Origin of the sequence: Rhizobium indigoferae, assembly GCF_034554815.1 — a bacterium.
Lineage (GTDB): Bacteria > Pseudomonadota > Alphaproteobacteria > Rhizobiales > Rhizobiaceae > Rhizobium > Rhizobium leguminosarum.
Map to the genome: position 1 here is coordinate 4,097,492 of NZ_CP140635.1, position 12,829 is coordinate 4,110,320.

Here is a 12,829-nt window from a genome sequence, read left to right on the forward strand (position 1 = left end):
CTCCCGATTTAGATTTGGGCAACACTCTTTCGCTAATGTCGTCGATAACCGTAACGATGCTTCGCCGAGCGCAAAGCCATCGCGTGGTATGAAGGCAAAGCTTGGCCGCGCCAATGGTGGCGCATCCGCTTCTGCCCTGGCTTACGATAGTTGGGAAGAATTCTAATGGCCACGATCAATTCGACTAACTTCAGCGGCGATACGCTCGAAATTATTGCCTTCCGCCTGCATGACCAGGAATTCTGCGTCAAGACCACGACCATCCGCGAAATCCGCGGCTGGGCGCCGTCGACGCCGATCCCGCATGCGCCGGCCGATGTCATCGGTGTCATGAACCTGCGCGGCTCGGTGATCCCGATCATCGATCTTGCTTTCAAACTCGGCATGAAAAGCACGGTCGCCAATGAGCGCAGCGCCATCGTCGTCGCCGAAGTTCACAGCATGGTCATCGGCATGCTTGTCGACCGCGTCTCGGATATCCTCACCATCTCCTCCAGCCAGGTGCAGCCGGTGCCCGAGGTGACCGCCTCCTTCGACCGCGCTTATTGCGAAGGTATCATTGCCTCGGAAAACGGAATGATCTGCTTCCTGAACCTCGCCAAGATGTTCAAGGAAAACGAGACGGATGAACTGGCGGCCTGATCGGCCAATATAATTCTCAATAAAAACCGCCCACACGGGCGGTTTTTTGTTGCGCATCGCGAGCAAGCCCCGGCCGCCACCATCCGCCTTGGCGCTTTTGATTAGAAACAGCTTCTATACCGGAAATTAACCACGTTCCGTCATCATGGGATACTCAAGGATGACACGTTTTCCGCCAACCTGGGAATGACAACCGGTACTGTCTGTCTTCTCATCACCGGCATTCCTTGTCCGATCGGCTTCGCCTTACCAGACGAAGCAGCAGAAAACTGTGCATTTCAGAGGGACGGGAATGTTTGGTCTATCTTCCGATTCGAAATATATTCTCAATGCCATTTCCAAATCGCAGGCGATCATCGAATTCGACCTCAAGGGAAATATCCTCACGGCGAACGAGAATTTCTGCAATGCACTTGGTTATCGCCTGAGCGAGATCGTCGGCAAGCATCACAGCATGTTCTGCGAGCCGGCCTATACGGCAACGCCTGAATATCGTGCCTTCTGGGCACGGCTCGGGCGCGGCGAATATGATGCCGGTGCTTACAAGCGTCTCGCCAAGGGCAACAGAGAGATATGGATCCAGGCTTCCTACAATCCTGTTCTCAAGGGCGGCAAGCCATTCAAGGTGGTGAAATTCGCGGCCGACATCACTGCCGCCAAGAAGCAGGCGGTCGAGGATTCCGGCAAGCTGGAGGCGATCTCGCGTTCGCAGGCGGCGATCGAATTCACCCCGAAGGGCGAGATCCTGATCGCGAATGAGAATTTCTGCAAAGCCATGGGATACTCCCTGGCCGAGATCTCCGGCAAGCATCACAGCATATTCTGCGATCCGGCCTATGTCAGCACCGAGGATTACGGCAACTTCTGGCGCCGTCTTGCCAATGGCGAATTCATTGCCAACGAATTCGTCCGCTTCGGCAAGGACGGCCGCGAAATCTGGATCCAGGCTGCCTATAACCCGATCGTCGATGCCGACGGCAAGGTCTACAAGGTCGTGAAGTTCGCAACCGACGTCACCCAACGCATGAGCGCGATTTCACTGCTTGGTGGCGCGCTGCGCCAGCTGTCCGAAGGTGATCTGACACGGACGGTGGACACGCCCTTCGTCCCGTCGATGGAACAGTTGCGGCACGATTTCAACACCGCAATCAAAGGTCTTGCCGAGACGATGAAGACGATCGGCGAGAATGCCAGCGCGATCGCCTCCGGCTCACGCGAGATTGGCGCATCGGCGGACTCCTTCTCCAAGCGGACGGAACAGCAAGCCGCATCCATCGAAGAAACCGCAGCCGCGCTGGAAGAGATCACCACGACTGTCAACGATTCCAGCCGTCGCGCCGATGAGGCCGGCCGCCTTGTCGCCATGACCAAGCAGGGCGCCGAGCAGTCCGGTATCGTGGTCCGCAATGCCGTCGCCGCCATGGGCCAGATCGAACAGTCCTCCCGCGAAATCACCAACATCATCGGCGTCATCGACGATATCGCCTTCCAGACCAATCTCCTGGCATTGAATGCCGGCGTCGAGGCGGCCCGCGCCGGCGAAGCCGGCAAGGGCTTCGCCGTAGTGGCCCAGGAGGTCAGGGAGCTCGCCCAGCGCTCCGCTAACGCCGCCAAGGAGATCAAGACGCTGATCAACACGTCGGGCGAGCATGTCAGGAACGGCGTCGGCCTCGTCGGCCAAACCGGTAAAGCGCTCGAGGAGATCGTCACCCAGGTCGGCGATATCGACGGCAACGTCGTCGCCATCGTCGAAGCCTCCAGGGAGCAGGCAACCGGCCTCAAGGAAATCAACCAGGCCGTCAATACACTGGATCAGGCAACCCAGCAAAATGCCGCCATGGTCGAGGAGAGCACCGCTGCCAGCCACAGCCTTGCGAGAGAGGCCGAAACGCTGCGTGTTCTGCTGACGAGGTTCCGTCTGCCAGGCCAGACCCAGACCGCCGGCAGGCATGAGGCAAGACAGACGGGCTCACCGCCGCTGCATCTTGTTTCACGTGTCGCAAAGGCGCACGGGACTGCCGCGGCAACTGCCCAGAGCTGGGAAGAGTTCTGATCCCAGTCTCCGCACATCGTCATTTTACCATGCCGCGGCCAGGCGGCACTTTGATCAGACTGCGTTGTATACGAAGATAAAAGCGCGACGCATGATTGCGACGATCCTTTCACGATCGAGCAGGCCTACCCCCTCCAACGCCCCATCTGTCCGTGTTTCCGCTGCAGTCATGAACGACTCCTCCTTGATTCAGGCCTGGGTTGATTGAGACTTGGCTTGATTCAGACTTACTGTCACCGGCGCATGCGCAGGCAGGTTGCTTCCTGCCTCCCCTCCCGCATGGGCCGATCCTGATTACTGAATCTAAGCATGTCGCGCAAAAGTGTGCAGCGGTTTTGCGGTAACGACATGCGTTGGAAATAACGACCTAAAGCACGAGGAGCCAATCTGAAAGATGCGACGCGCTCTAGTGTGTTACCGGCTCCGGCTTTCGGATAAGAGGAACGGCCTGAAGCACGAGTGCATCCAGGCCGTTTTCCTCATTCTCCAGAATTTCGAACAGCTGCCGCCGCATGCGCGGGTCCCAGAATTTGTTGATATGGGTGGCGACCCCCTGCGCGGCCTCGCTTTCCGGCTGGCTCTTGAAGAAGGTGGCGATCTGGTTTGCCATATAGACGAGCTTGGTTTTGGTATCATGCGACATCGGCAATGCTTCCGGGCGAGATGCGGTGCGGGTGAGTGAAGATCTCGAAATCCTCGCCGCGCACCAGCGCGACGAGCGTCATGCCGGCCTCTTCGGCCGTGCGGATGGCGAGAGCCGTCGGCGCGGAAATGGCGATAAGCACAGGGCTGCCGAGGATCGCCGCCTTCTGCACCATCTCGACGGAAAGCCGGCTGGTGACGACGACGGCGCCGTCGCCACCTCTTTCACCGGCGCGGATGACGGCGCCGCAGAGCTTGTCCAGCGCATTGTGCCGGCCGACATCTTCGCGCACGGCAATCAGCCCTCTGTCGGGAAGATAGAACCCGGCGCCGTGCACCGCCCGTGTTTCGCGATGCAGCGGCTGGGCCTCGTTCAGAAGCGAAACGGCGCGGACGATATTCGCATGCGACAGCACCAGCGGGGATGTCGAAACATCAGGCACCGGCCGTACCGCCTGTTCGATCGATTCGATGCCGCAGAGCCCGCAGCCGACCGGCCCCGCCATGCTGCGGCGCCGTGCCCGCAGCCGATCAGCGATGTCATCGATCAGGCTCACCTGCACATCGATCCCCTGCTCACCCTCGATAACCTCGACGCCCGATATCTCCGCCGGCCCGGCGATGATCCCTTCGGTCAGACTGAATCCGACGGCGAAATCCTCGAGATCCGCAGGCGTTGCCATCATCACCGCATGCGAACTGCCGCCGTATGAAAAGGCGATCGGCACCTCTTCCGGCACGATGCGAGAGCTCGTGTGCATAATGCCGTTGCGGCGGGCGGTTTCGAGAGCACGGGCGGTGACGGTGAAGGTCATGATGCGCGTTCCTGCTTACCGAGCCGCTCCCGCATCGTCACTCCGCTGCCTCGAGCTTGCCGGCGATGCGGCGTGATTGCCGCGCCTGCTCGTCATATTCCAGCTGCCATTCACTCGGCCCGTTGGAGGGCGAGACCTGCACCGCCGTCACCTTGTATTCCGGGCAGTTCGTCGCCCAGTCGGAGAAATCGGTGGTGATGACGTTCGCCTGCGTATTGGGATGATGAAAGGTCGTATAAACGACACCCGGCGCGACGCGATCGGTGATCAGCGCCCTGAGCGTCGTGTCGCCGGAGCGGCTGCCGAGTTTCACCCAGTCGCCATCGCGAACGCCGCGCTGCTCGGCATCGTGTGGATGGATTTCCAGCCGGTCTTCCGCGTGCCAGATGACATTCTCGGTCCGCCGCGTCTGCGCCCCGACATTGTACTGGCTGAGGATGCGGCCGGTTGTCAGCAGCAGCGGGAAGCGCGGACCGGTACGCTCGTCGGTCGCTACATATTCGGTGCGGATGAACTTGCCCTTGCCGCGCACGAAGCCATTGACATGCATGATCGGTGAGCCGAGCGGGTTCTTCTCGTTGCAGGGCCACTGCACCGAGCCCATTTTATCGAGATAGTCGTAGGAGACCATCGCGAAACTCGGCGTCGTCGCAGCGATCTCGTCCATGATCTCCGACGGATGGGTATAATGCCAGTCGAGCCCCATCGCCTGGGCAAGCTTCTGCGTCACTTCCCAGTCGCCATAGCCGTTGCGCGGCGACATCACCTTGCGCACGCGGTTGATGCGGCGCTCCGCATTGGTGAAGGTGCCGTCCTTCTCGAGGAAGGTGGAGCCCGGCAGGAAGACATGGGCGTAGTTGGCGGTCTCGTTGAGGAACAGATCCTGCACGACGACGCATTCCATCGCCGCAAGCCCCGCCGCGACATGTTTGGTATCGGGATCGGACTGCAGGATGTCTTCGCCCTGGATGTAAATGCCCTTGAAGGAGCCGTCGACTGCCGCATCCAGCATGTTCGGAATACGCAGGCCCGGCTCGTTGTTGAGCTTCACGCCCCAGAGCTTTTCGAAGATGTCACGCGTCGCATCGTCGGAAATGTGCCGGTAGCCTGGCAGTTCGTGCGGGAAGGAACCCATGTCGCAGGAGCCCTGCACATTGTTCTGGCCGCGCAGCGGGTTCACGCCGACGCCGGGACGGCCGATATTGCCGGTCGCCATCGCCAGGTTGGCGATCGCGATGACCGTGGTCGAGCCCTGGCTGTGTTCGGTGACGCCGAGGCCGTAGTAGATCGCACCATTGCCGCCCTTGGCATAGAGTCTTGCCGCGCCGCGCAGATCCGCCGCCGGCACGCCGGTGAAGATCTCGGTCTGCTCGGGACTGTGCTGCGGTTCGGCGACAAAGGCCGCCCAATCCTCGAACTCCGACCAGTCGCAGCGCTCGCGGATGAACGCCTCGTCAAAGAGGCCTTCGGTGACGATCACATGCGCCAGCGCCGTCATGACCGCGACATTGGTGCCGGGCTTCAGCGGCAGGTGATACGAGGCCTCGATATGCGGCGAGCGGACGATATCGGTGCGGCGCGGATCGATGACGATGAGCTTGGCGCCTTGGCGCAGCCGCTTCTTCAGCCGCGAGCCGAACACCGGATGCCCGTCGGTCGGGTTGGCGCCAATGACGACGACGACATCCGAATGCTCGACGCTGTCGAAATCCTGCGTGCCCGCCGACGTGCCGAACGTCTGGCCGAGGCCGTAGCCGGTCGGCGAATGGCAGACGCGGGCGCAGGTATCGACATTGTTGTTGCCGAAGCCGGCGCGGATCAGCTTCTGCACCAGATAAGTTTCCTCATTGGTGCAGCGCGACGAGGTGATGCCGCCAATCGCCTCGCGGCCGTATTGATACTGGATACGGCGGAACTCCATCGCCACATGCGCGAAGGCTACGTCCCAGCTGACTTCCCGCCAGGGATCGCTGACCTTTTCGCGGATCATCGGATTGAGGATGCGGTCCTTGTGGGTGGAATAGCCATAGGCGAAGCGGCCCTTGACGCAGGAATGGCCGCGATTGGCCTGACCGTCCTTCCACGGCACCATGCGCACCAGTTCCTCGCCGCGCATCTCCGCCTTGAAAGAACAGCCGACGCCGCAATAGGCGCAGGTGGTCACGGCTGAATGCTCCGGCTGGCCGATCTGGATCACCGATTTCTCCGTCAGCGTCGCCGTCGGGCAGGCCTGGACGCAGGCGCCGCAGGACACGCATTCGGAATCGATGAAATGCTCGTGCATGCCGGGCGAAACGCGTGAGCCGAAGCCACGGCCCTCGATCGTCAGCGCGAAGGTGCCCTGCACTTCCTCGCAGGCGCGCACACAGCGCGAACAGACGATGCACTTGGAGGGATCATAGGTGAAGTAGGGATTGGATTCGTCCTTCGGCATCCATTTCAGATTGACGTCGCCATTGCTGCGCGCCTTGACGTGGTTGTCGCCCTCATAGCCGTAGCGCACATCGCGCAGGCCGACGGCGCCCGCCATGTCCTGCAATTCGCAATCGCCGTTGGCCGCGCAGGTGAGACAGTCGAGCGGATGGTCGGAAATATAGAGTTCCATCACGCCGCGGCGGATATCCTTCAGCCGCCCCGTCTGCGTGTGCACCACCATGTTTGCCGCCACCGGCGTCGTGCAGGAGGAGGGTGTGCCGTTGCGACCCTCGATCTCGACGAGGCAGAGCCGGCAGGAGCCGAAAGCGTCGACCATATCGGTGGCACAGAGCTTCGGCACCTTGATGCCGGCCTCCATCGAGGCGCGCATGATGGAGGTGCCCTCCGGCACGCTGATCTGCTGTCCGTCGATGGTGAGCGTCACCATGGCCTCGGATTTCGAAGCCGGGGTGCCGTAGTCGATTTCATGGATGAGAGACATGACTGGTCTCCTTGCTTGAGATGGTGACGTCAGCGCAGGCGTTCCATGAAAAACTCGTCATTCCGCCGCCTCCACCAGAGGTGCCGGCGAAAAATCCTCCGGGAAATGCGTCATGGCGCTCATGACGGGATAGGGCGTGAAACCACCCAGCGCACAGAGCGAGCCGAACTTCATCGTGTTGCAGAGATCGGCAAGCAGCACCCGGTTCTTCTCCGGCTCGATACCGCGGGCGATCTTGTCGGCCGTCTCGACGCCGCGCGTCGAGCCGATGCGGCAGGGCGTGCACTTGCCGCAGCTTTCGACGGCGCAGAATTCCATCGCGAAACGCGCCTGCTTCAGCATATCGGCCGTGTCGTCGAAGACGACGATGCCGGCATGGCCGATAAGCCCGTCCTTGGCGGCGAAGGATTCGTAATCGAACGGCGTGTCGAACAGCGCCCGCGGAAAATAGGCGCCGAGCGGTCCGCCGACCTGCACGGCTTTGACCGGCCGTCCCGTCACTGTACCGCCACCGATCTTGTCGACGATATCTCCGAGCGAAAGACCAAAGGCCGTCTCAAAGAGGCCGCCATATCTGACATTGCCCGCAATCTGCAGCGGGATGGTGCCGCGTGAGCGGCCCATGCCGAAATCGCGGTAGAAGGCCGCACCCTTTTCCATGATGACGGGCACCGAAGCCAGCGAGATCACGTTGTTGATGACGGTCGGACAATTAAACAGCCCCTTATGCGCCGGCAGCGGCGGCTTGGCGCGCACGATGCCGCGCTTGCCCTCGAGGCTGTTCAGCAGCGCCGTCTCCTCGCCGCAGACATAGGCGCCGGCGCCGGTGCGCACCTCGATATCGAAGGCGCGGCCGGATCCGAGCACCGATGGTCCGAGGATACCGGCCTGGCGCGCGAGGCCGACGGCCTCGGTCATGACAGCGATCGCATGCGGATATTCCGAACGCGTATAGACGAAACCCTTGGTCGCCCCGGTCGCCAGCCCTGATATCGCCATGCCCTCGATCAACACGAAGGGATCGCCCTCCATGATCATCCGGTCGGCAAAAGTGCCGCTGTCGCCCTCATCGGCATTGCAGACGATATATTTGCGTTCACCGGCGGCATCGAGAACGGTCTTCCACTTGATGCCTGTGGGAAAGCCGGCGCCGCCGCGTCCGCGCAGGCCGGAATCGGTGACTTCCTTGACGATTTCGGCTGATGTCATCGAAACGGCGCGGCGAAGGCCGGCAAGACCGCCATGCGCCTCGTAATCCGCCAGCGAAAGCGGATCGGTGACGCCGCAGCGGGCGAAGGTCAGGCGAGTTTGCTCCTTGAGGAACGGGAGGTCTTCAACCTCCCCGAGACAGAGTCGATGCTCGCCTCCATCAATCATCCCGGCATCGAACAGATCAGCCACATCCTTGGACTTCAAGGGTCCATAGCCGATGCGCTTTCCGGCTACCTCGATCTCGACCAGCGGCTCCAGCCAGAACATTCCGCGCGAGCCGTTGCGCACGATCTCGGCATCGAAGCCGCGGGCGGCGATCTCCTGGGCAATCGCCTTTGCCACCTTTTCGGCCCCGAGCGCCAGCGCTGCGGCATCGCGCGGAACATATATCCTCACCGTCATCGACGTACCTCCGCGACGAGTTCCGCCGCCGTCTGATCGTCGACCCGGCCATAGAGCTCGCCGTCAAGCATCACCGCCGGCGCGCAGGCGCAGAGCCCGAGACAGTAGACCGGCTCCAGCGTCACGCCGCCATCGAGCGTCGTCTGATGAAAATCAATGCCGAGCAGCGCCTTGACGCGTTCGGCCAGCGCATCGCCACCCATCGACTGACAGGCTTCGGCGCGACAGAGCTTCAGCACGTGCCGGCCGGCGGGATGGTCGCGATAATCGTGATAGAAGGTCACCACGCCATGCACCTCGGCCCGCGAGAGGTTCAATTCCTCCGCGATGACGGGCATGGCTTCCTGCGGCACATAGCCGAATTCCTGCTGAACCTCGTGCAGAATGGGAAGCAGCGGCCCTTCGAGAAATCGAAGATCGGCGACGATGGCTCGGGTGCGCGCTGCAATATCGCCTTCGGCGATATGAATGGTCATAAGGCAGCCCTCCCGGCGGCTTGCTCGTTGTGGAATAGCGGGCCTCCCCCGGCCGAGTGCTATTCCGCAACTACCATTTCAGGGAAGCAGCCGGTGATCAATAAAGCTATCTCGTTGCTTGATAGGTTTTTTCTATCAGAGTTCTTCGTCTTGCACGAGCACCCTCGCCTCGTGCAGCAAGGCCGATACAAGCGGCGTAAAGGGCTCGCGATAAGGCGCAACAAGGCCGACCAGATGATGCGCCTCCGGCTCGACGATCGGGATCATGCGGATTTCCACTGGAAATCCAAAGGATTTGGCCACGTTGCGCGGCATGATGCTCGCCCAGCGTCCAGTCCTGACATGCGAGAACAGCACGATCATCGAGTTGGATTCGAGCGTCGGATGCGCTGTGGCGCCCGCTTCCGTCAAGTGGCGGTTGATGATCCGACGGTTCTGCATGTCGGCAGTCAATAGACAAAGCCGAAGATCGCCGATCTCCCGCCAGGTCACGTCGTCGCGATCGGATAGCGGACTGCCTGCAGCCGTGATCAGATTATAGCGCTCGGCATAGAGGGGAACGGTCGTGACGCGGCCGAGCGGCTCGTTTTCGAGATAGGTGATGCCGGCATCGATTTCGAGGTTTTCGAGCATGCTCAGCACCTGCAGCGAATTCCGCGAGACGATCGAAAAGGTCACGCCGGGATGCCGCTCCTGAAAAGGCGTGGTAATGCGCGAAAGCATGGCGAGCGCGGTCGGAATAGCGGCGAGGCGGATGTGGCCGGAAAGGCCGCGGCGCGCGGCGCGCATCTCTTCGCGCATGGTGCGGGCATCGCCGACGATGCGTCGCGCCCATTCGAGCACGCGCTGCCCTTCCGGCGTCAGCCCCTGGAACCGCGAACCGCGCTGCACCAGCATGACGCCAAGCTGATCCTCGAGCTGCCGGATGGCAGCCGAAAGCGTCGGCTGCGAGATCCCGCACTCCTCCGCGGCGCGGCCAAAATGCTTTTCATTGGCAAGGGCGATGAAGAATTCCAGCTTGTCGATCATCCGGTCTCCCGATCCGGCATGACATCATCCGGGTCAGTTCATCTTTGACGCAGCAGCCGTGCTCCGCAAGGGCGATCGCTAACTGTTTTCTGCAGCCGGAAAAAGATCGAACAGCGATTCGAGGAAAGCAAGCACGCTGACATTGCCGATGCTGTAATAGACCAGCCTGCCCTGACGGCGCGTATGGACCAGGCCTTCGAGCCTTAAACGCGCCAGCTGCTGCGAGACCATTGCCTGCTGTATGCCGAGGATGTTCTCGATTTCACTCACCGTCCGCTCCTCGTTCGCCAGTATGCAGAGGATCAGAAGTCGGGTCTGGTGCGCTAGCGCTTTCAGCAGATCGCTCGCTTCGTGGGCTTTTCCAGCGAGTTTGTGCAATTCCTGGCCGGTCATCCCCGGCTCGGGTTTGGGCAACGGCATTCGGTATTATCTCGGAAGGGAGGCGATGAGGTAGATCAGCACAATAGCATATTCGCACAAGCGAATTGGTCAAAAGTGATGAAATGCCAAAAAAGGTCCAAACAAATCAGCAGATAAGCTGACCGCCGTTGATCTCGATCACCTGTCCGGTGATGTAGCCCGAGAGCGAGGGAGCCGCCAGGAACAGATAGGCGGGAGCGCAGTCCTCCGCCGTGCCGAGCCGCTGCAGGGGGATGGATTTTCTCGTCTGTTCCAGCTTTTCGCGGGAGGAATAGCGCTCATGGAATTCCGTCTCGATCGTTCCCGGTGACACGCAATTGACGCGGATTCCGTCCGGTGCAAGCTCACGGGCAAGCGCCTTGGAATAGGTCGCAACGAAGGCTTTCGAAGCCGAATAGATCGAGGAGCCGGGGCTGCCGCCGGTCAGCGCCGAAATCGAAACCGTGTTGACGATGGCAGCGCCTTCAGCCGCCTTCAATGCCGGCAGCAGCGCGCGTGTCAGCGCCACCACCGATGTCTGGTTGAGCCGCACGACCGCCTCATATTCTGCGTCGGTGAGCGTGGCAGCGGGAAAACGGCCAAGCATGGTACCGGCATTGTTGACGAGCACATCGACCCTGTCGAAGAAGGCGAGAGCATCTTCAGCAAATTGCGCTGCCCCACCAACTGCGGAGAAATCGGCATGCAGCAGCAGCGCCCGTCTTTCAGATTCAGCCGTCAGCAGGAAATCCGGGAGGTCGCGTCCCGGCTTGCGCCCGGTATGGACGATTACTTTCGCGCCGCAGTCCAGGAACTGCCGGGCCACTTCAAGGCCGATGCCGCGACCGGCGCCGGTCACGACCACATTGCGATTTTCGAACAGTCTGGGATGAAACACGAAGCCGTCCTCCTCGCGGACAGTGCCGCCGGTTGCGTCACTCGCCCTTAACATATGAGCACGCCGACCGAAAGAAAGGCGCGCATCGATCTTTCCCGGGAGAGACTTGGTCTCACCCCGGAAACTGCTCTTCCCAAGAAGTTCCAGCCTTTTAGTTTTCGGTCTCCAGAAGCCGCGCGCCTGGCCCCTCCCTGCCGAGCCGGTCGCAGGGATTGCGCAACGGACAGCTTTCGATCGACAGGCAGCCGCAGCCGATGCAACCTGTCAGACGGTCGCGCAGCAGGCTAAGCCGCCTGATTCGCGCGTCGAGATCATCCTTCCAGCGCGCCGACAGCGTCTGCCAGTCGGCGACGGTCGGCGTGCGTCCCTGCGGCAGGGACTCGAACGCCGCCTGGATTTCCGAAAGCGGAATGCCGACACGCTGCGCCACCTTGATGATGCCGAGCCGGCGCAGCACATCGCGGCCATAGCGCCGCTGGTTGCCGCGGGAGCGGATGCTCGAGATCAGCCCCTTGGTCTCGTAAAAATGCAGCGCCGAGACGGCCAGGCCGCTGCGCTCTGCCACTTCACCGACCGTCAGGAGCTTGCCGAGCGGCGCCGCGGGAATTGTATCCATCACCTCTTGACCTCAATATTAGTTGAGGTTTTATAACCTTAGCTCCTGCAATCGTAAAGTCCAATCGCAACAAGGAGCGACGCGTGAAAACACCCACCAGGCTGGCTGTCATCTATGGGAGCAGGAGAGAGGGCCGCATCTGCGACCGGGTGGTCAAATGGCTGACGCAGGAGCTCGTCCGCTTCCCGCAATTTGATATCGACATCATCGACCCGCTGGATTTCGCGCTGCCGGCCAACCGTGACATGACGCACCCCGAAATCGACAGGCTCGCCGGACGGCTTGGCATGGCCGACGCCTTCATCATCGTCACGCCGGAATACAATCACAGCTTCACCGCCTCGTTGAAGTCGATCATCGATTTCTTCTTCGAGCCCTGGCAGGGCAAGCCGGTCGCCTTCGTTTCCTATGGCGGCATATCTGGCGGCCTGCGCGCCGTCGAACAGCTGCGGCTCGTCTTTGCCGAACTCCACGCCGTGACGATCCGCGATTCGGTCAGCTTTGCCGCACCTTGGAACCGCTTCGACACAGACGGGCGGCTCGACAATCCCGCCGAGGCAATGCGTTTGCTCGATCGGATGATGACGAGGCTGGAATGGTGGACGCAGGCGCTCGTCGCTGCCCGCAGCGATCGTCCCTATACCGACATAGAGCGCCGCGCGTCTTTTCAGACGCGCTAAGGACGCTCTATCACTTTGAATCTGCGCATAATCCTTTCCGAAAATCGA

Annotated in this window: 12 protein-coding genes; 3 read left to right on the forward strand and 9 right to left on the reverse strand. The window is 61.2% G+C overall.

Annotated features, from left to right (window positions below):
• The first annotated feature begins 165 nt into the window (after positions 1 to 165).
• Entirely contained in the window at positions 166 to 642 is a 477-nt protein-coding gene (locus tag U5G49_RS20205; RefSeq protein WP_003543427.1) for a chemotaxis protein CheW, read from the forward strand.
• Between the two features lie 292 nt (positions 643 to 934).
• On the forward strand, positions 935 to 2,695 hold the full coding sequence (locus tag U5G49_RS20210; protein ID WP_193444642.1) for a methyl-accepting chemotaxis protein: 1,761 nt from the start codon (positions 935 to 937) through the stop codon (positions 2,693 to 2,695).
• Between the two features lie 406 nt (positions 2,696 to 3,101).
• On the opposite strand, the gene U5G49_RS20215 is transcribed toward U5G49_RS20210, so the two are convergent.
• The 9 genes from U5G49_RS20215 to soxR all read right to left on the reverse strand — a co-directional run bounded on the left by U5G49_RS20215 (position 3,102) and on the right by soxR (position 12,101).
• Complete coding sequence (locus U5G49_RS20215) at positions 3,102 to 3,338, reverse strand: formate dehydrogenase subunit delta (protein ID WP_018448151.1); 237 nt, start codon at positions 3,336 to 3,338, stop codon at positions 3,102 to 3,104.
• Positions 3,328 to 4,152, reverse strand: a complete 825-nt coding sequence (gene fdhD, locus U5G49_RS20220) for a formate dehydrogenase accessory sulfurtransferase FdhD (protein WP_193444641.1) — start codon at positions 4,150 to 4,152, stop codon at positions 3,328 to 3,330. The genes U5G49_RS20215 and fdhD overlap by 11 nt, the downstream gene beginning before the upstream one ends.
• 37 nt (positions 4,153 to 4,189) lie before the next feature.
• The gene (gene fdhF, locus U5G49_RS20225) at positions 4,190 to 7,069 is read right to left on the reverse strand and encodes a formate dehydrogenase subunit alpha (RefSeq protein ID WP_193444640.1); all 2,880 of its coding nucleotides are present in this window, start codon (positions 7,067 to 7,069) and stop codon (positions 4,190 to 4,192) included.
• Between the two features lie 57 nt (positions 7,070 to 7,126).
• Positions 7,127 to 8,683: a formate dehydrogenase beta subunit gene (locus U5G49_RS20230; protein ID WP_193444639.1), complete on the reverse strand. Its 1,557-nt coding sequence runs from the start codon at positions 8,681 to 8,683 to the stop codon at positions 7,127 to 7,129.
• The gene (locus U5G49_RS20235) at positions 8,680 to 9,159 is read right to left on the reverse strand and encodes a formate dehydrogenase subunit gamma (RefSeq protein ID WP_064649762.1); all 480 of its coding nucleotides are present in this window, start codon (positions 9,157 to 9,159) and stop codon (positions 8,680 to 8,682) included. The genes U5G49_RS20230 and U5G49_RS20235 overlap by 4 nt, the downstream gene beginning before the upstream one ends.
• Before the next feature lie 135 nt (positions 9,160 to 9,294).
• The gene (locus U5G49_RS20240) at positions 9,295 to 10,188 is read right to left on the reverse strand and encodes a LysR family transcriptional regulator (protein WP_193444638.1); all 894 of its coding nucleotides are present in this window, start codon (positions 10,186 to 10,188) and stop codon (positions 9,295 to 9,297) included.
• A gap of 78 nt (positions 10,189 to 10,266) precedes the next feature.
• The gene (locus U5G49_RS20245; RefSeq protein WP_018069028.1) at positions 10,267 to 10,608 is read right to left on the reverse strand and encodes an ArsR/SmtB family transcription factor; all 342 of its coding nucleotides are present in this window, start codon (positions 10,606 to 10,608) and stop codon (positions 10,267 to 10,269) included.
• Positions 10,609 to 10,714: 106 nt separating this feature from the next.
• On the reverse strand, positions 10,715 to 11,485 hold the full coding sequence (locus U5G49_RS20250) for an SDR family NAD(P)-dependent oxidoreductase (protein ID WP_018517248.1): 771 nt from the start codon (positions 11,483 to 11,485) through the stop codon (positions 10,715 to 10,717).
• Positions 11,486 to 11,636: 151 nt separating this feature from the next.
• On the reverse strand, positions 11,637 to 12,101 hold the full coding sequence (gene soxR, locus U5G49_RS20255) for a redox-sensitive transcriptional activator SoxR (protein ID WP_028734245.1): 465 nt from the start codon (positions 12,099 to 12,101) through the stop codon (positions 11,637 to 11,639).
• A gap of 83 nt (positions 12,102 to 12,184) precedes the next feature.
• Here soxR and U5G49_RS20260 point away from each other — a divergent pair, with 83 nt between their 5' ends.
• Positions 12,185 to 12,781, forward strand: a complete 597-nt coding sequence (locus tag U5G49_RS20260; protein WP_193444637.1) for an NADPH-dependent FMN reductase — start codon at positions 12,185 to 12,187, stop codon at positions 12,779 to 12,781.
• The last annotated feature ends 48 nt before the right edge of the window (positions 12,782 to 12,829 follow it).

Coding starts and splice junctions, on each gene's coding strand:
- U5G49_RS20230 (WP_193444639.1), bottom strand. CDS start 8,683: ATGACGGTGAGGATATATGTTCCGCGCGATGCCGCAGCGCTGGCGCTC.
- U5G49_RS20210 (WP_193444642.1), top strand. CDS start 935: ATGTTTGGTCTATCTTCCGATTCGAAATATATTCTCAATGCCATTTCC.
- U5G49_RS20215 (WP_018448151.1), bottom strand. CDS start 3,338: ATGTCGCATGATACCAAAACCAAGCTCGTCTATATGGCAAACCAGATC.
- U5G49_RS20235 (WP_064649762.1), bottom strand. CDS start 9,159: ATGACCATTCATATCGCCGAAGGCGATATTGCAGCGCGCACCCGAGCC.
- U5G49_RS20205 (WP_003543427.1), top strand. CDS start 166: ATGGCCACGATCAATTCGACTAACTTCAGCGGCGATACGCTCGAAATT.
- soxR (WP_028734245.1), bottom strand. CDS start 12,101: ATGGATACAATTCCCGCGGCGCCGCTCGGCAAGCTCCTGACGGTCGGT.
- U5G49_RS20245 (WP_018069028.1), bottom strand. CDS start 10,608: ATGCCGTTGCCCAAACCCGAGCCGGGGATGACCGGCCAGGAATTGCAC.
- fdhD (WP_193444641.1), bottom strand. CDS start 4,152: ATGACCTTCACCGTCACCGCCCGTGCTCTCGAAACCGCCCGCCGCAAC.
- U5G49_RS20240 (WP_193444638.1), bottom strand. CDS start 10,188: ATGATCGACAAGCTGGAATTCTTCATCGCCCTTGCCAATGAAAAGCAT.
- fdhF (WP_193444640.1), bottom strand. CDS start 7,069: ATGTCTCTCATCCATGAAATCGACTACGGCACCCCGGCTTCGAAATCC.